Annotated in this window: 17 protein-coding genes; 7 read left to right on the top strand and 10 right to left on the bottom strand. The window is 67.3% G+C overall.

Annotation, left to right across the window (positions count from 1 at the left end; genetic code table 11):
• Nucleotides 1-6 precede the first annotated feature (6 nt).
• Together arsC and CHRYSEO8AT_RS12475 are read right to left on the bottom strand one after the other, a co-directional pair.
• Nucleotides 7-348 carry an arsenate reductase (glutaredoxin) gene (gene arsC, locus CHRYSEO8AT_RS12480; RefSeq protein ID WP_159850483.1) on the bottom strand — a complete coding sequence of 114 codons (342 nt, stop codon included), beginning with the start codon at nt 346-348 and terminating at the stop codon, nt 7-9.
• A complete protein-coding gene (locus tag CHRYSEO8AT_RS12475) occupies nt 349-855 on the bottom strand; it encodes a hypothetical protein (protein WP_159850480.1) in 507 nt (168 codons plus the stop codon). It abuts the gene before it with no gap.
• A gap of 132 nt (nt 856-987) precedes the next feature.
• On the opposite strand from CHRYSEO8AT_RS12475, the gene CHRYSEO8AT_RS12470 reads away from it, so the two are divergent.
• The 5 genes from CHRYSEO8AT_RS12470 (at nt 988) to CHRYSEO8AT_RS12450 (ending at nt 7460) form a co-directional block, all read left to right on the top strand.
• Nucleotides 988-2238, top strand: a complete 1251-nt coding sequence (locus CHRYSEO8AT_RS12470) for a hydrolase (RefSeq protein WP_159850478.1) — start codon at nt 988-990, stop codon at nt 2236-2238.
• A 1-nt stretch (nt 2239) separates the two neighbouring features.
• Nucleotides 2240-3247 (top strand): arginine N-succinyltransferase, encoded by a 1008-nt coding sequence (locus CHRYSEO8AT_RS12465; protein ID WP_159850476.1) that lies wholly within the window; start codon nt 2240-2242, stop codon nt 3245-3247.
• Nucleotides 3244-4662 (top strand): succinylglutamate-semialdehyde dehydrogenase, encoded by a 1419-nt coding sequence (gene astD / locus CHRYSEO8AT_RS12460; RefSeq protein ID WP_159850474.1) that lies wholly within the window; start codon nt 3244-3246, stop codon nt 4660-4662. Before CHRYSEO8AT_RS12465 ends, astD begins: the two co-directional genes overlap by 4 nt.
• 172 nt (nt 4663-4834) lie before the next feature.
• Nucleotides 4835-6169 (top strand): N-succinylarginine dihydrolase, encoded by a 1335-nt coding sequence (astB, locus tag CHRYSEO8AT_RS12455; protein ID WP_159850472.1) that lies wholly within the window; start codon nt 4835-4837, stop codon nt 6167-6169.
• A gap of 22 nt (nt 6170-6191) precedes the next feature.
• A complete protein-coding gene (locus CHRYSEO8AT_RS12450) occupies nt 6192-7460 on the top strand; it encodes an MFS transporter (RefSeq protein WP_255451487.1) in 1269 nt (422 codons plus the stop codon).
• Between the two features lie 6 nt (nt 7461-7466).
• Here CHRYSEO8AT_RS12450 and phhA read toward each other — a convergent pair whose 3' ends face one another.
• Nucleotides 7467-8342 carry a phenylalanine 4-monooxygenase gene (gene phhA, locus CHRYSEO8AT_RS12445; protein ID WP_159850468.1) on the bottom strand — a complete coding sequence of 292 codons (876 nt, stop codon included), beginning with the start codon at nt 8340-8342 and terminating at the stop codon, nt 7467-7469.
• A 55-nt stretch (nt 8343-8397) separates the two neighbouring features.
• The gene (gene hspQ, locus CHRYSEO8AT_RS12440; protein ID WP_159850466.1) at nt 8398-8706 is read right to left on the bottom strand and encodes a heat shock protein HspQ; all 309 of its coding nucleotides are present in this window, start codon (nt 8704-8706) and stop codon (nt 8398-8400) included.
• A gap of 147 nt (nt 8707-8853) precedes the next feature.
• Here hspQ and CHRYSEO8AT_RS12435 point away from each other — a divergent pair, with 147 nt between their 5' ends.
• Nucleotides 8854-9954 carry a Ppx/GppA phosphatase family protein gene (locus tag CHRYSEO8AT_RS12435; RefSeq protein WP_159850464.1) on the top strand — a complete coding sequence of 367 codons (1101 nt, stop codon included), beginning with the start codon at nt 8854-8856 and terminating at the stop codon, nt 9952-9954.
• A 161-nt stretch (nt 9955-10115) separates the two neighbouring features.
• Here the strand turns inward: CHRYSEO8AT_RS12435 and CHRYSEO8AT_RS12430 are convergent, their stop codons facing one another.
• The 5 genes from CHRYSEO8AT_RS12430 to gyrA all read right to left on the bottom strand — a co-directional run bounded on the left by CHRYSEO8AT_RS12430 (nt 10116) and on the right by gyrA (nt 16250).
• Nucleotides 10116-10985 carry a peptidylprolyl isomerase gene (locus CHRYSEO8AT_RS12430; RefSeq protein WP_370514256.1) on the bottom strand — a complete coding sequence of 290 codons (870 nt, stop codon included), beginning with the start codon at nt 10983-10985 and terminating at the stop codon, nt 10116-10118.
• 34 nt (nt 10986-11019) lie between these two features.
• Entirely contained in the window at nt 11020-11895 is an 876-nt protein-coding gene (locus tag CHRYSEO8AT_RS12425) for a peptidylprolyl isomerase (RefSeq protein WP_159850460.1), read from the bottom strand.
• Nucleotides 11896-11901: 6 nt separating this feature from the next.
• Nucleotides 11902-12390, bottom strand: a complete 489-nt coding sequence (coaD, locus tag CHRYSEO8AT_RS12420) for a pantetheine-phosphate adenylyltransferase (protein ID WP_159850458.1) — start codon at nt 12388-12390, stop codon at nt 11902-11904.
• 53 nt (nt 12391-12443) lie between these two features.
• On the bottom strand, nt 12444-13292 hold the full coding sequence (locus CHRYSEO8AT_RS12415; RefSeq protein ID WP_159850456.1) for an aminotransferase class IV: 849 nt from the start codon (nt 13290-13292) through the stop codon (nt 12444-12446).
• Between the two features lie 177 nt (nt 13293-13469).
• Entirely contained in the window at nt 13470-16250 is a 2781-nt protein-coding gene (gyrA, locus tag CHRYSEO8AT_RS12410; RefSeq protein ID WP_159850454.1) for a DNA gyrase subunit A, read from the bottom strand.
• A gap of 122 nt (nt 16251-16372) precedes the next feature.
• On the opposite strand from gyrA, the gene CHRYSEO8AT_RS12405 reads away from it, so the two are divergent.
• The gene (locus CHRYSEO8AT_RS12405) at nt 16373-16948 is read left to right on the top strand and encodes a superoxide dismutase family protein (protein ID WP_159850452.1); all 576 of its coding nucleotides are present in this window, start codon (nt 16373-16375) and stop codon (nt 16946-16948) included.
• Between the two features lie 39 nt (nt 16949-16987).
• On the opposite strand, the gene CHRYSEO8AT_RS12400 is transcribed toward CHRYSEO8AT_RS12405, so the two are convergent.
• Nucleotides 16988-17521, bottom strand: a complete 534-nt coding sequence (locus CHRYSEO8AT_RS12400; RefSeq protein ID WP_159850450.1) for a DUF1003 domain-containing protein — start codon at nt 17519-17521, stop codon at nt 16988-16990.
• Nucleotides 17522-17528: the final 7 nt, after the last annotated feature.

Below are 17528 nucleotides of genomic sequence, written 5' to 3'. Positions count from 1 at the left end.
CGGCGGCTAGAGAACCTCCAGCACCCGCTGCGGCGGGCGGCCGATGACGGCGCCCTTGTCGGTCTCGACGATGGGCCGTTCGATCAGGATCGGCTGGGCGATGGCGGCGGCTAGGATGGCGTCGTCGTCGGCGCCGGCGTCCAGCAGGGCCTCGGCGTCGGCCTCCTTCTTGCGCAGCAGGCCCGCCAGGCCGACGCCGGTCCGGGTCGCCAGTCGCTCCAGCGTCGCGCGATCCCAGCCGGTCTTCAGGTATTCGACCACAGTCGGTTCGACGCCCTGCTCGCGCAGCAGAGCCAGGGCGTTGCGCGAGGTGCCGCATTTCGGATTGTGGAAGATGACGACGGTCATTCAGGGCTCGTTCCTGAGGCGGTGCAGCAGCATGGCGCCCTGCAGGGACGCGACGTAGATGACGGCCGAGACGGCGGCGGCCGGCCAAGTGGTCAAGAGCATCCACAGCGGCAGTTCCGGCGTCGGCATCGTGCCCAGAAACCGCATGCCCATATTGGCCACGAGACTATAGGCCATCAGGGCCAGCATGATGATCGGGATGGCGCGCGTCATCATCCGCCATTGGACCACCGCAAGAACGCCATAGAGCAGGACGGAAAAGATCGCACCGAAGCCGATGGCATAGGGCCAGATCACCTTCATGAACTCGCGCTGCATCGCGACCTGATCCGACGACAGACCCATGCGGGCGTATTCGGCGCTCATCGCCGTTTCGAACCAGCCCGAGGTGAACATCCACCAGGTCGGGATCAAGCCGACGATCAGGGCGATGCCCAGGCCGATCACCATGGACCGCGCCGAGCGCTGAGCCTCGGCCATGCCGCGCGGCAAGATCAGTGGGTTCATGGCCCGAAGCCATAGATCGATCGTCGTGCGTGTCATGTCGCGTCCCTGTTCGCGCGGAAACTAGCGGTGATCGGCGATGACTTACAGACCCCGACCTTCACCTTTCTGGTCGGGGCGTCTAGGGTCCGGCCGATGCGGATTCTGACCTCTGACCAGGCCGTCCTCGATCACGTCGCCGCGCGACGCGAGGCCATCATCGGGCGCACCATCGACTGGGCCAACATCAACTCCGGCAGCCGAAACGCCGCCGGTTTGAACGCCGTGCTGGATGCGCTGGAGGCCGAGGCGCGCGCGCTGCCCGCCACAGTCGAGCGTATCCCGACGCAGGGCTCGACCAGTGTCGCCGACGACGGATCGGTGCGGACCGAGGCCCATGCCGACGCCCTGAAGATCACTGCGCGACCCAGTGCGCCGATCCAAGTCGTGCTGACCGGCCATTACGATACGGTCTTTCCCGCCGACAGCCGGTTCCAGACCGTGACGACGCGGTCGGACGGCGCCCTGAACGGTCCCGGCGTGGCAGACATGAAGGGCGGGATCAGCGTTCTGCTAGCCGCGCTGGAGGCATTCGAGACCCATCCCGACAAACACGGGGTCGGCTGGACCGTGCTGCTGAGCCCCGACGAGGAGATCGGCTCGCCGGCCTCGGCCCCGCTGCTGGCGGAGCTGGGTGCGCGGGGTCATGTGGGGCTGACCTATGAGCCCGCGCTGGCGGACGGGACGCTGGCGGGAGCCAGAAAGGGCAGCGGCAACTATCATCTGATCGTGACGGGCCGCGCGGCCCACGCCGGGCGGGCGTTCGAAGAGGGCCGCAATGCGGTGGCGGGCGCGGCCATCATCGCCGCCGCCCTGCATGGGCTGAACGGTCAACATAACGGCGTCACCGTCAATGTGGCCAAGATTTCCGGCGGTGGGGCCCTGAACGTCGTCGCCGACAATGCGGTGGTGCGGTTCAATGTGCGCGTCCCGGACAAGGCCGCTGCGGACTGGATCGACGCCTCGGTGCGGGCCATCGCCGCCGCGCCGCCGTTCGAGGGGCTGAGCCTGGACCTGCACGGCGGCTTCAGCCGTGCGCCCAAGCCGATGGACGCGGCCCAGACCGCCCTATTCGAGGCGGTTAAGGAAGCCGGCGCCCTGCTGGGCCAGCCGATCGCCTGGAAGCCGTCGGGCGGAGTTTGCGAGGGCAACAATCTGCATGCCGCCGGCCTGCCCAATATCGACACCCTGGGGGTGCGGGGCGGCGAGATCCATTCGGACCAGGAGTTCGCCTGGCCCGACAGCTTCGTCGAACGCGCCCAGCTGAGCGCCCTGATCCTGTGCAAGATCGCCTCGGGCGAAATCGACGCGGCCAAACTGAAATCCCTGCGGATGGAAACTCTCTAGAATGCTCGTCGTCCGTCCTGCCGGCCCTGCCGATCTCGATCACCTGCTGGAGCTGGCCATTCTGTCAGGCCCCGGCTTCACCAGCCTGCCCGAAGACCCCGACGCCCTGTCCGACCGACTGGAACTGAGCCAGACCAGTTTCCGGGGCCAGGTCACGCCGCAGGAGGCCTGGTACACACTGATGCTGGAAGACGGCGACACCGGCGACATCGACGGGGTCGGGTCGGTCAAGGCGACGGTGGGGCTGAAGCGACCGTTCTTCTCGTTCCGGGTGGTCCACAATACGGCGTCGTCGCCGTCGCTGGGGGTCAAGCTGGATCACCAGACCCTGGTGCTGGTCAATGAATGCACGGGCTGGACCGAGGTCGGATCGCTGTTCCTGAAGGCAGATCGGAGAAAGGGCGGCGCGGGCCGGCTGCTGAGCCAGTCGCGCTATATGTTGATCGGAGCCCAGCCCGAACTGTTCGCCGAGAATGTGCTGGCCGAGTTGCGCGGGGTCTTCACGCCCGACGGCGCCTGCCCCTTCTGGGACCATGTGGCGCACAAATTCTTCCCGATGGAGTTCGACCACGCCGACCGGATGAGCGGATCGACCGACAAGCAGTTCATCCTGGACCTGGCGCCGCGCCACCCGATCTATACCGAGCTGCTGCCCGAACCCGCCCGCGCGGTGATCGGCAAGGTGCACCCACAAGGGGTGCCCGCCATGGCCCTGCTGGAGAGCGAGGGCTTTCGGCCCAACGGGTTGGTGGACATCTTCGACGCCGGGCCGACCGTCTCATGCGGGCGCGACAACATCCGCACGGTGCGCGATGCGCGTCGGCTGACGGTCGAGATCGTCGGATCGGTCGAGGCCGAACTGCCGGCCCTGATCTCGACCGACAGCATCGCCGCCTTCCGGGCCGTGCGGGCGAAAGCCGACATCGAAGGCGACATCGTGCGCCTGACCGCCGAAACCGCCGCCGCGCTGAAGATCAAGGCCGGCGCCACCGTCCGCGTGAAATCATGACCACATTCAAATCCACCGACCCCGCCACCGAAGCCACCAACTGGGAGGGCGAAGCCGCCAGTCCGGCCCAGGTCCAGGCCGCCGTGGACGCCGCCCGCGCCGCCTTCCCCGCCTGGGCAGATGCGCCGCGCGCCGAGCGGATCGAGGGCGTCAAACGCTATCAGGCCGTCTTGAAAGACCGCGCGCCCCAGATCGCTGAGGCCATCGCCCGCGAGACCGGCAAGCCGCTGTGGGAGACCAGGACCGAGGCCGCCGCCATGATCGGCAAGGTCGACATCTCCATCCGCGCCTATGACGAGCGCACCGGCGAGCGGTCGACCGACACAGCCTTTGGCCGCGCGACCCTGCGTCACCGCCCGCACGGGGTGGCGGCGGTGCTGGGCCCGTTCAACTTCCCCGGACACCTGCCGAACGGCCATATCGTCCCGGCCCTGCTGGCGGGCGACACCGTGGTGTTCAAGCCGTCGGAAGAGACGCCCCTGGTCGGCCAGGTGATGGCCGAGGCCTTCGCCGCCGCCGACCTGCCGACCGGCGTGGTCAATGTGGTTCAGGGCGGACGCGAGACGGGGGCGGCCCTGCTGGACGCCGGGATCGACGCCCTGATGTTCACCGGTTCGGGCGCGGCAGGCGCACATTTCCGCAGGAAGTTCGCCGACGATCCGCACGTCATCCTGGCGCTGGAACTGGGCGGCAACAATCCGCTGGTGGTCTGGGATGCGGCGAACGCTGAGGCTGCGGCCGGGATCGCGGTTCAGTCCGCCTTCATCACCACCGGCCAACGCTGTTCCTGCGCCCGTCGCCTGATCGTGCGGGAAGGGCCGCAAGGCGACGCCATCATCGAAGCTATCGCCGCCCTGTCCGACCGGCTGGTGTTCGGTCCGTGGGACAGCGACCCCGAACCCTATGCCGGGCCGCTGATCTCGGCGCGTGCGGCGGAGGCGGCGCTGAAGGCGTTGCAGAAACGGATCGACATGGGGGCCAAGGTCATCCGCGCCTCGGGTCCGGTGGCCAACCTGCCCGGCGCCTTCGTCAAGCCGGCCATCATCGACGTGACCGGCATCGACGTGCCGGACGAGGAGATGTTCGCGCCCTTCCTGTCGGTGACGCGCGTCGCGAGTTTCGACGCCGCGATCCAAGCGGCCAATGCGACCCGCTATGGTTTGTCGGCGGGCCTGGTCAGCCACGATCCGGCCAACTGGGACCACTTCATCCGCCGCATCCGCGCGGGCGTGGTCAACTTCAACCGGCCGACCACGGGTGCAGCGGGCGACATGCCGTTCGGCGGCCTGGGAGCCAGCGGGAACCACCGGCCAAGCGCCTACTATGCGGCAGACTACTGCGCCTACCCGGTGGCGAGCTTCGAGGCCGATGCGGTCGCGAACATCGAGGGCGAGATCAAGGGACTGAGATCATGACCCTCTCCCAGAGGGAGAGGGAGAACGCGTACGGCGGCGCAGCCGTCGTTCTGGCGCGGTCGGGTGAGGGGTTACGGTGTCCGACGGGACGCACCGCACCCCCTCACCCTTTCGGCAAGCGCATCGCTGCGGTCTGCGAGCCTCAAGCCCTCTCCCTCTGGGAGAGGGAAGCGTGAAAGCCGTCGAAGCCAACGCCGACGGCCTGATCGGGCCGACCCACTCCTACGCCGGTCTGTCGCCGGGCAATCTGGCGTCCAGCCTGAGCAAGGGCGAGGCGTCGAATCCGCGGGCGGCCGTGCTGCAGGGGCTCGACAAGATGAAGACCCTGGCGGACCTGGGCCTGCCCCAGTTTGTCCTGCCGCCGCACGAGCGGCCGAACATCCCCTTTCTGCGGAGCCTGGGCTTCACCGGATCGGACGCCCATGTGCTGGAGCGGGCGTGGAAGGATGCGCCGAGCTTCGCCGCCGCCGCCTGTTCGGCCTCGCCCATGTGGGCCGCCAACGCCGCGACGGTGACGCCCAGCGCGGACGCGGCCGACGGCCGGGTGCATTTCACGCCCGCCAATCTGATCACCAACCTGCATCGGTCGCTTGAGCATCAGCAGACGAAGCGGGCGCTGGACGCCCTGTTTCCCGACACGTCGCGGTTCGCGGTTCACGACGCCCTGCCCTCGGTCGCGCATTTAGCCGACGAGGGCGCGGCCAACCATGTGCGGCTGTGCGCGGAACATGGCGCGGCGGGCGTCAATCTGCTGGTCTGGGGGCGGGAGGCGTTCGAGCCTTGGGACGGCCTCTATCCGGCGCGTCAGACGCGCGAGGCGTCGCAGGCGATCGCGCGCCGCCATGAGGCGTCGGGCGTGGTCCTGGCCCAGCAGTCCAAGGCCGCCATCGCCGGCGGCACCTTCCACAACGACGTCGTCTGCGTCGGGGCGCTGGAGACCCTGTTCTTCCACGACCTGGTGTTCGAGGACACTGGAGGGACGCAGGACGCCATCCGCCGTGCGGCGGACGGTCTGTTCGAGCCGATCTTCGTCGAGGTGTCGTCTGCCGACCTGCCGCTGGGCGACGCGATCAGCAGCTATCTGTTCAACTCCATGCTGATCCAGATACCGGGCGAAGACCGTCTGACCCTGATCTGTCCGACCGAGACCCGCGACAATTCCCGCAGTCATGCGGTGGCGCAAGACCTGGCCGCCTCGAACGGTCCCATCGGGCGGGTCCAGTATGTCGATGTGCGCCAGTCGATGCGGAACGGCGGCGGGCCGGCCTGTTTGCGTCTGCGGGTCGTGCTGAACGAGGCTGAACTGGCGGCGACCAATCCCGCCATGCGGCTGACCGGCGCCTTGCATGCGCGGCTGTCGGACTGGGCCGGACGCTGGTACCGCGACGCACTGCGGCCGACCGATCTGGCCGATCCCGAACTGCTGAGCGAAAGCCGGGGCGCGCTGGACGAACTGACGACGATTCTGAAGCTTGGGACCGACTTCTATCCCTTCCAGAGAGTGTAATGCGCCGATGACCGATGCGCCCATGAGCCCCACCCGCCGCCTGAGAAACATCGTCGGCGGGTCCGCCGGCAATCTGGTGGAGTGGTTCGACTGGTACGCCTATGCGGCCTTCACCCTGTATTTCGCGCCGGTCTTCTTCCCCAGCGAGAACCCCACCGCCCAGTTGCTGAGCGCCGCCGCCGTGTTTGCGGTGGGCTTCCTGATGCGGCCGATCGGGGCGTGGATCATGGGGGTCTATGCCGACCGCAAGGGACGCAAGGCGGGGCTGACCCTGTCGGTGACGCTGATGTGCACCGGCTCGCTGATTATCGGCGTGACGCCGGGCTATGCCACCATCGGCTTGGCGGCGCCGGCCCTGCTGCTGTTCGCGCGGCTGTTGCAGGGGCTCAGCGTCGGCGGGGAATATGGGTCCAGCGCCACCTATCTTTCGGAAATGGCCGAGCCGCATCGACGCGGCTTCTGGTCCAGTTTCCAGTACGTCACCCTGATCTCGGGCCAACTGATCGCCCTGCTGCTGTTGATCGTGCTGCAGAATACGCTCAGCGAGACAGCTTTGGCCTCGTGGGGCTGGCGGATTCCGTTCTTCGTCGGGGCGGCTTTGGCTGTGATCGTTTTCTGGCTGCGTCGCCGGCTGGACGAGACGCACAAGGCATCCGACGTCAAAGACGCACCGAAATCCAGCGCTACGCAGCTGATCCTGAAACACCCCAAGGAGGCGTTGATGGTGCTGGGCCTGACGGCCGGCGGCACCTTGGCCTTCTATACCTATACGACCTACCTGCAGAAGTTCCTGGTCAACACGACCGGCTTTCCCAAGAACACGGCGACTGAGATCAGCGCGGCGGCCCTGTTCCTGTTCATGCTGCTGCAGCCGGCGGTGGGCGCGCTTTCGGACCGGGTGGGCCGGCGGCCGGTAATGATCGCTTTCGGCGTCTTGGGGGTGCTGTGCACCGTACCGATCATGACGGCGCTGTCGACGGTCGAGAGCCCGTTCATCGCGTTCCTGCTGGCGCTGGCGGGACTGGTGATCGTGTCCGGCTATACGGCGATCAATGCGGTGGTGAAAGCCGAACTGTTTCCCGCCCATATCCGCGCGCTGGGCGTCGCCCTGCCCTACGCCATCGCCAATGCGGTGTTCGGCGGGACGGCGGAATATGTGGCGCTGTGGCTGAAGGGCGCGGGCGTCGAAAGCATCTTCTTCTGGTACGTCACCGGCATGATCGGGCTGTCGTTGCTGACCTTCATGCGCATGCGCGACACCAAGCACAACAGCCTGATTACGCACACCTGACGGCGATCAGGCCGCGAACCGCCCGCCGCGTTGGGCGTAGGCCTGGGTGCCGCGGGTGAAGACCTGATCGGACGGCAGGACGGTTTCGATGGGCAAATCGTCCTGGCCCTTCAGCGCCGCATAGACCGGGCCGAAGTCTTTCAGCGTCTCGTCCTTCAGCGCTTCCAGGCTGTCGATGACGAAATAGACCTGCTGGAAGTCGTCGATCCGGTAGAGGGTGCGCATCACCCGTTCCAGATCGAAGCCCAGGCGATTGGGCGACGGGTCGTCCAGCGCAAAGACGCTCTCGGTCGCCGAGGAAACGATGCCGGCGCCATAGATGCGCAGGCCGTCTGTATCCTGCATCAGGCCGAACTCGACCGTGTACCAATACAGCCGCGCCAGGTTCGGCAACATGCCCAGGCCGGCCGCGCGCTGTCCGCCCTTGCCATAAGCCTCCATATAGGCGGCGAAGTCGGGGTCGGTCAGCATCGGCACATGGCCGAAGACGTCGTGGAAGATGTCGGGTTCCTGCAGGTAGTCCAGTTGGTCCGGCTTCCTGATGAACTGACCCGAGACAAAGCGGCAATTGGCCAGGTGGTCGAAGAAGACCTCGTCCGGCACCAGGCCCGGCACGCAGACCACGGTCCAGCCGGTCAGGGCCTGAAGCTTGGGATTGATCACGTCGAAGTCCGGTATGCCGCCAGCGTTCAGGTCCAGGGCGTCCAGGCCGCGCAGGAAGGCGTCGCAGGCGCGGCCCGGCAGGATCTTCATCTGGCGGGCGTACAGGGTGTCCCAGGTCTGGTGTTCGACCTCGGTATAGGCCGCCCAGTTCTGGGGAATGGTCCAGTCGGCGGCCGCGCCCTCGGGCGGTTGTTCGAAGACGTGTTCGAAGTCGGACATGGAGCGCTCCTCTTTTGCCGCCATCCTAGCCCGGCCCGGCCGCGCCTTCCAACCGTCAGTGCAGTTGTTCGTCCAGAGGCGCGTGGTGGCCCAAGCCGTCGGTCGTGAACCAGCGATCGGCGTCGTCGGGCAACAGGACGGATTGACCGTCTTCGAGCACGCCCTCGGCCGCATAAGCGACGAAACCCCCGTCGTCCCCCAAGGCATAGACGCGGTAGAAGGGCTGGTCCGCGGCGACCAGGCCGGTCTCGCCGGCCGGGCCATCATAGGCGTGGTCGACATCCATCACCACGCCGCGAAAGGCGTCGTCGCGATGGCGGACGATCTGACCGATGGCGAAACGTGCTGTGTAAACCTGGGTCATGATGGGGTGATACGACCCGGCGCATGAGCCGGACCCCATCACTCCCGTTCATCTTCCTGACAGAATGGCTTGGCGCGGACGATCTTCGCGGGTTAGGCTGATCGGGACGGGCGCCGTTTTGGACCGCCCACATCGGAATGACGGCCCATGCCGGAGACCCACGGCGCGCCCAGGCGGCGCGACGAGCGGTCCCAGCCTTCCCGTTCACGGGATGCGTCGGGTCGAGATGCGCCGCTGTATGGCGCGCTCGATCTGGGGACCAACAATTGTCGGCTGCTGATCGCGCGGCCGTCGCGCGAAGGCTTTCGCGTCGTCGACAGCTTCAGCCGCATCGTGCGGCTGGGCGAAGGCCTGTCGCGCACGGGCCTGCTGGACCCGCGCGCCATGGACCGGGCCTATGACGCCCTGGCTCTGTGCGCCGAACGGATCGTCAGAAAGGGCGTGGACTCGGCCCGCCTGAGCGCCGTCGCCACCCAGGCCTGTCGCGCGGCCGAGAACGGCGCCGAGTTCATCGACCGGGTGCGCAAGGGAACGGGTCTGCGGTTGCGGATCATCGATCCGGCCGAAGAGGCGCGCCTGGCCGTCGAGGGCTGTCTGAACCTGATCGACCCTCAGGCGGAGGCGGTGCTGGTCATCGACGTGGGCGGGGGCTCGACCGAGATGTCGTGGCTGAAGCGCAGCGGAAACGACTGGACCACCAGCGCCTGGATGTCGGCGCCTGTGGGGGTCGTGACCTTGGCCGAGCGACACCCGGAGCCTGTGAACTCGGGCGAGGCCTGGTACGAGGCCATGGTCGCGGACATGGGCGAGGCCATTGCGGCCGGCGGCATCGTCGACGCCCCCATGCTGGAGCTGTTCCACCAAGACCGGGCGCATCTGGTCGGCACGTCCGGGGCGATCACCAGCCTTGCGGGCATTCACCTGAACCTGCCGCGCTACAATCGTGATCGGGTCGATGGATTGTGGATGACGCGCGGCGATTGCGAGGCGGCGGCGGATCGGCTGAAGGCCCTGGGGCCGGACGGCCGAGCGCGCGAGGCTTGCATCGGTCCCGACCGAGCGGATCTGGTGCTGGCGGGCGCCGCCATTCTGGAAGCGGTCCAGCGGGCTTGGCCGTCCGCGCGGGTCCGGGTCGCGGACCGGGGACTGCGAGAAGGGCTGCTGCTGCAGCAGATGAGAGAAGACAAGAAACCGGCGAAGAGCCGCAGGCGTCGGCGCGGTCGGGGCAGAGGGACGGCGACGAGCTGAAGCAACCTGTCTCCTCCCCATTTCATGGGGAGGTGGCGCGGCGCGTCTTCAGCGCCGTGACGGAGGGGTTCTTCACCGCATCACAGCCGTCAGTGAGACTTCGAGAGCCCCTCCACCACGCTTCGCGCGTTCCCCCTCCCCGCAAAGCGGGGAGGAGACGGTCAGACTGGGGGCGTGATCCGCACCGGCAGTTCGATGTCGCACACTGAGAAGTCCGCGCCGCGCGCCTGACGCGCTTGCTGCACCAGCGTCTGGAAGGTGGCGGAGTTGGTGTTCAGCACCGACGCCGTCGGGCGCTCTGCGACGGGCAGGTCCGATGCGACGCGGACGCGGGTCATCTGGTCCGGTCCCTGAACCAGGCCGTCTGGCGTGCCGCTGGCCTTCAACGACCGCACCACGTCCAGACCGGACACGACGCGGCCCCAGACGGTGTAGCGCTTGTCAAGCGCCGGATAGGCCTGGCGCATCAGGAAGAACTGGCTGTTGGCGGTGTCGGCGCCCTCGTCACGGGCCATGCCGGCGACGCCGGGGCAATAGAGCGCCCAGCCGTGGACCTTGTTGTCGCCGGTGCCCGACATCAGCGCGTCGGGCTGGGTCTGGACGGGGATGGAGTCGATGAAGCCGACCAGGGCGCCGACCGGGGCCGCGACCGGGGTGAAGGCCATGTCCGAGCCGCGCCGGAAGGTGAACTCCCCCTTCAGATCGGGATACCAGCTCTGCCCCTCGCCGGTGCCCAGCGGGTCGCCGGTCTGGGCCATGAACCAGTCGATCACCCGGTGCCAGACCAGGTTGTCGTAGAAGCCGCGCGAGGCCAGCAGCTTGATCCGTTCGACATGGGCCGGAGCGATCTGGGGCGCCAGTTCGACCAGGACCTGACCCTTGCTGGTGTCAATGACCAACAGGTTCTCGGGCGCGACGGTGCGCCACTCTGCCGGAGGCGGCGGGGGCGCAGGCACGGCGGTCGCGTCCTGGGCCTGGCCGGCCCCGGCCGTCGCGGTCAGCACCGCAGCCGCGATCATCAGACTACGCATCGTCATCGTCCCCTCCCCCGTCGTCTTGAAAGCGTCAGCCGCCGACGACCTCGGCCACCGGCTGAACGTCGCAGATGCTGAAGCCGTTACCGCGCGTGGCGCGGGTGGCGGCGATCCGCTCAGCGAATGCGGCGCTGCTTGCTTTCAGGACGCGCACGGTCGGACGGCCGGCTTCCGGCATCGCCGAGGCCATGCGGACTTGGGTCATGGTGTCGGGGTCGGTGACCTTGCCGTCCTCGGCGTCCGAGCCCTTCTTCAGCTTGCCGACGACATCCAGACCGGAAACTACTCGACCGAAGGCCGTATAGACGCCGTCCAGTTGGTCGCGGGCGCCCATCATCAGGAAGAACTGGCTGTTGGCGCTGTCAGGCGCCCCCGAGCGCGCCATGCCCAAAACGCCGGGGCAGAACAGGCCGTGGGCGTCGACCTTGAAGTCTGCAGTGACCATCATCTGGGCGTCGGGCTGGGTCTGGACCGGAAGATCGCCGACCAGGCCGCGCACGCCGGGGCCGACACTAGGCACGGCGACGAAGCCGGCGTCACGACCGCGCCGGAAGCTGAACTCGGCTTTCAGGTCGGGCAGCTCGCTGCCGCCCTCGCCCGTGCCTTGCGGGTCGCCGGTTTGCGCCATGAATTCAGGGATGACGCGGTGGAACTTCAGACCGTCATAGAAGCCCTGGTTGGCCAGGGTGCGGATGCGTTCGGCATGGTTGGAAGCGGCGGCGGGGACCAGTTCGACCAGCACCCGGCCCTTGGACGTGTCGATGACCAGCAGGTTTTCCGGCGCGACGGTGCGCCAGTCGGAGGCCGCCGGAACGGTCTGAGCCACAGCCGTGGCCGAAACCTGGGCCTGGGCCGCGCCGGACGCCAGAAGGGCGGCGACGGTCGCCGTGATGATCGCCTTACGCATAGTCTATCAAATCCCGTTCTTGACCTTGGCCCGCACGCGCTCGGCGATGGCGGGGCTGACGAAACTGTCGATCGCGCCGTCCAGACGGGCGATCTCCTTGACCAGACGCGAGGCGATGGCCTGGTGGCGCGGATCGGCCATCAGGAATACGGTCTCGATGTCCTGATTGAGGCGCTGGTTCATGGCCGTCATCTGGAACTCGTATTCGAAGTCGGCGACGGCGCGCAGACCCCGGATGATGACGTTGGCGTCCAGCTCTTCCGCGAAATGCATCAGCAGGGTCGAAAAGGGCTGGACCACGATGTCGCCGCCGAAGCCCGCGACCTCGGCCTTGAGCATCTCGACGCGCTCGGCGGTAGAGAACAGCGGGCCCTTGTCGTCGTTCTGGGCCACGCCGATGACCAGCCGGTCCACCAGCTTCAGCGCCCGCTTGATGATGTCGGTATGCCCGTTCGTCACCGGGTCGAAGGTGCCCGGATAAAGCCCGATGCGCATGCGTGTCTCCCCAGCCTGTCGCGTGCCGTTGCGGTCGTTTAGCAGGTGCGAAATCAGCGGCCTAGCCGGCTGACGCCATCGTCATCGTCGCGGGCGTCATCGTCGCTGGGCTCGATGGGCTGCGGCGGCTGGGCGGACCAGGCGGCCTCGATCCGGTCCAGAAGGGCGGTATCGTTGGCGAAGGCGACGTCGTCGATGGCCGTGATGGGACAGACCGGCGTGGCGCTGTTGCACAGGAAGGCGGCGTCGAAGGTGGCGATTTCGGAAAGGGAGACCAGGTGGGTTTCCGAGGCCAGGCCCACCTGGGCCAGACCGCGCTGGATCACCGCCTGGGTCACACCCGCCAGCATCGGCGCCTGGGGCCAGACGATGCGGTCGCCCTGGATGAAGCCGATGTTCCACAGCGTCCCTTCGGACACCCGCCCTTGCCCGTCCACAAACAGGGCGTCGTCGAGACCGGCGGCCTGTGCAGCGCGCCGCGCGCGGGTCAGGCCGAAGGTCGCGAGGTGTTTCAGGTGCGGGGCTTCGCGCTCGTAGGAAACGGCGGTGACGCGCACGCTGCTCGCCAACGGCGGCGGCGGAGGCGAGACGACCGTCATCACCTTGGGCCAGCCGACGAAGGACGGGTTGCGATGGCCGATCTCGGGCGAGAACAGGCTGACGCGGAGCCAGCAGGCGTCGCGACCGGCGACGGCGAGCGCCATCAGGCGGCGGAACTTGGCCTCGCCGGGGGTTTCACCGAACAGTTCGACGGCGGCCTCGTCCAAACGGGCGAGGTGGAGGTCGAGGCCGCGAGCGGCGCCGTTTTCGACGCGGAAGGAGGTGTAGGCGCCGTAGTTGACCAGGGCCTGATGGGCCAGGTCTTCAGGCGTGGCGGGGTGGCCGTCGATCAGGATGTCCAACCAAAACCTCCGCAATATTCCTTCCTTCTCCCTGAGGGAGAAGGTGCCCGAAGGGCCGGATGAAGGGTTACGGTGCTGATCGCGTCGCACAGCCTAACCCCTCACCCTTTCGCACAAGAACGACGGCTCTCGCCGCCGTGTGCTCAAGCCCTCTCCCGCAGGGAGAGGGTCTTGGTTTTAGGCTTCGGTCTCGCCGCCCTCATCTGCGATGTCCGCCTCATCCGAACCGCCGCTGTCGGGCAGGCGTTCGACCGAGACGACCTTTTCGTCCTTGCCGGTGCGGAAGATGGTGACGCCCTGGCTGGAGCGGCCGACGATGCGGACCTGGTCGATACGGGTGCGGATCATCTGACCGCCCGAGGTGACCAGCAGCAGGTCGTCGGTCTCCTCGACCGGGAAGGCCGCAGCCAGGCGCGTGCCCGCGCGACCGCCCAGGCCGTGAGCCGTCAGGCCCTGGCCGCCGCGACCGGTACGACGATACTCGTAGGCCGAGGAGCGCTTGCCGAAGCCGGTCTCGGTGACCGTCAGGATGAACTGTTCGGCGGCGCCCAGTTGGGCGATCCGTTCGACGGTCAGAGCCGCGTCGGCGACGTCTTCCTCAACCTCGGCCGGAGCCGCGACATCCTCTTCCGCATCCGCACCGGCCAGAGCCTTGCGCATGGCGTTGGCGTGTTTGACGTAGGCCGAGCGTTCTTCCGGCGTCGCATCGACCCGGCCCAGGATAGCCATGGAGATGACCTCGTCGCCGTCCTGCAGGCGCACGCCGCGGACGCCGGTCGAATCCCGGCCCTTGAACACCCGCACGTCGTCGGCCTTGAACCGGATCGCGCGGCCAAGCGCCGTGGTCAGCAGGATGTCGTCGTCGGCGGTGCACAGGCCGACGCCGACCATACGGTCGTCGCCTTCCAGCTTCATCGCGATCTTGCCGGCGCGGTTGACCGTGGCGAAGTCCGACAGTTTGTTGCGACGAACGTCGCCCGCCTGGGTGGCGAACATGATGTCGTAGTCGCCCCAGGTCGTCTCGTCCTCGGGCAGGGGCAGGACGTTCATGATGCTGTCGCCCGGCTCGATGGGCAGCAGGTTGACGAAGGCCTTGCCGCGCGACTGCGGATTGCCCAGCGGCAGGCGCCAGGTCTTCAGCTTGTAGGCCTTGCCGTTGGTGGCGAAGAACAGAACGGGCGTGTGGGTCGAGGCGCTGAACACGCCGGTGATGGCGTCCTCGTCCTTCATCGTCATGCCGGACTTGCCCTTGCCGCCGCGATGCTGGGTCCGATAGGCGTTCAGGGCAACACGCTTGACGTAGCCGCCGTGGGTGACGGTGACGACCATGTCCTCGCGCGGGATCAGGTCCTCGTCCTCCATCTCGCCGTCGCCTTCCCCGATCAGGGTGCGACGCGGCACGGCGAACTTTTCCCTCACGTCGATAAGGTCGTCGCGAATGATGGCCAGGACGTTCTTGCGGTCCGACAGAATGGTCAGGTGGCCCTGGATGGTGTCGGCCAGGCCGTTCGCCTCGCCGAAGATGTCGTCACGACCCAGGCCGGTCAGGCGCGACAGGGTCAGGGCCAGAATGGCGCGGGCCTGTTCGTCGGTCAGTTGCAAGCTGTCGCCGTTGATGACGACGCTGCGCGGGTCGGCGATCAGTTCGACCAGGGCCATCATGTCGCCGACGGGCCAGGGCTTGGACTGCAGCCGCTCGCGCGCCTCGGTCGGATCGGCCGAGGAACGGATGATGTGGATCACCTCGTCGATATTGGCGACGGCGACGGCGAGACCGACCAGGACGTGGCCGCGGTCGCGGGCCTTGTTCAACTCGAACTTGACGCGGCGGACGACGACCTCCTCGCGGAAGTCGAGGAAGATCTGCAGCAGGTCGCGCAGCCCCATCTGCTCGGGCCGGCCGTGGTTCAGCGCCAGCATGTTGACGCCGAACGACGACTGCATGGCGGTGTAGCGCCACAGCTGGTTCAGGATCACGTCGCCGGAGGCGTCGCGCTTCAGCTCGATGACGATCCGCATGCCCTGACGGTCGGATTCGTCGCGAACGTCGGAGATGCCTTCCAGACGTTTCTCGCGCACCATTTCGGCGATGCGTTCGATCAGGGTTTGTTTGTTGACCTGGAACGGCAGTTCGGTGACGACGATGGCCTCGCGATCCTTGCGGATTTCCTCGACAGAGGCGCGACCGCGCACGATGACCGAGCCGCGGCCGTCGCGCAGCGCATTGCGCGGCGCGGTGCGGCCCATGATCTCGCCGCCCGTCGGGAAGTCGGGACCGGGCACGATGTCCAGCAAGGCGTCGTCGGTGACGTTGGGATCATCCAGCAGGGCCAGGGCCGCATCGACAACCTCGCCCAGGTTATGCGGCGGGATATTGGTCGCCATGCCGACGGCGATGCCGCCCGCGCCGTTGACCAGCAGGTTCGGGATCCGGGCGGGCAGAACGACCGGCTCCAGCTCTTTCTCGTCGTAGTTCGGCTGGAAATCGACGGTGTCCTTGTCGATGTCGGCCATCAGGGCGACGGCGGCCGGGGCCATCTTGGCCTCGGTGTAACGCATCGAGGCGGGCATATCGCCGTCGACGGAGCCGAAGTTGCCCTGGCCGTCGACCAGCATCAGCCCCATCGAGAAGGGCTGCGCCATTCGCACCAAGGCCATATAAACCGAGGCGTCGCCGTGGGGGTGGAACCGGCCCAGCACGTCGCCGACCACGCGGGCGCATTTCGAATAGCTGCGCTCGGGGGTCATGTTCAGGTCGTGCATCGAATACAGGATGCGACGATGAACCGGCTTCAGGCCGTCACGGGCGTCCGGCAGGGCGCGCGAGACGATCACGCTCATGGCGTAGTCGAGGTACGAACGCTTCAGTTCGTCCTCGATCGTGATCGTGGAAATGTCGGAGCCGCCGCCTCGACCGTTGATCGGAGATGCGGCGTTTTCGTAGCTGTCGTCGGTCAATGAAGCGTGGCTTTATGCGGCCGGAATCGGAACGTGATCCGCTGTGACGATTTCTAGCATTCCAGGGGCTCGGTGGCAAAGCGACGTCGCCGTGAAAGCCCGTCTCTGAAAGGACTTTCCTTATGCGCCTCCACACCCTCGCCGCCGCCCTCGCGATCGCCTCGCCACTGGCCCTGACCACGGCCTGCGCCGCGACCGGCAACGCCCCGCAAACCCACGTCGAACGCGCGCCTGTCGGCGCAACGGGGCAGGCGGTCCTGATCAATGCCTCGGGCGCCAATATCGGCCGCGTCGACCTGCGCCAGGGGCCGACCGGCCTAGTGATCAAGATCGAGGCCTCGGGCCTGACGCCCGGTTGGCACGGCATCCACATCCATGCGACCGGCGAATGCGCCGCGCCCTTCACCTCATCCGGGGCGCACATCAATCACGGCGAACCCAAGGCCCCGCATGGCCTGCTGAACGCGGCCGGCCCGGACGACGGCGACCTGCCCAACATCTATGCCGGTGCAGACGGCAAGGTGAACGCCGAACTGTTCACCCCGCGCGCCCGCATCTCGTCGGAGGGTCCAGGACAGTGGCTGTGGGACGCGGACGGCTCGGCCATCATCATCCACGCCAATCCCGACGATCACTCGGCCCAGCCCATCGGCGGCGCCGGCGACCGTGTGGCCTGCGCAGCGCTCAGCGCGAGCTGAGCCTTCCCTAAACGTTGAAGATGGCCCGCTGAACGCCGTTCAGCGGGCTTCTTTTTGCGCCAGAAGATGACGGATCAGCTCCGTCTGCTCCTCTTGGCGTGCGGTCAGGTGCTCGACCTTTTCCAGCAGGGCCATGATTTCGATCTCGGCCTTCAGGTTGACCTGATAGTCGTTGCCGGCGTCCAGACGGTCCTTCTGCGCCTGACGGTTCTGGCTCATCATGATGATGGGCGCCTGGGCCGCTGCGATCATCGACAGCATCAGGTTCAGGAAGATGAAGGGATAGGGGTCGAAGGCGTCGCGCCTCAGGACCAGGTTCAGGACCGTCCAGACCACCAGGAACAGGCCGAACGCGATCAGGAAGGTCCAGGACCCACCGAACGTCGCCACCTTGTCCGCCAGCCGCTCGCCGAAGGTCTGGCGGTCGTCGAAGGTCTCGTTGATATCCTCGGAGATCGGACGGCGTTCAGCGGCGCTGCGCACCACGCTGGCCTCGTTTGCGGGCAGGTCATGCGTCGCCTTTCCCAGCCAGCGGCGGGAGACGTGGTCGGCGTCGAGGGGGGCGTGGGGCATGAGAGGG

This window comes from Brevundimonas sp. G8, from assembly GCF_902506205.1.
Taxonomy (GTDB): domain Bacteria; phylum Pseudomonadota; class Alphaproteobacteria; order Caulobacterales; family Caulobacteraceae; genus Brevundimonas.
This window is presented reverse-complemented; position numbering and strand designations above follow the sequence as displayed.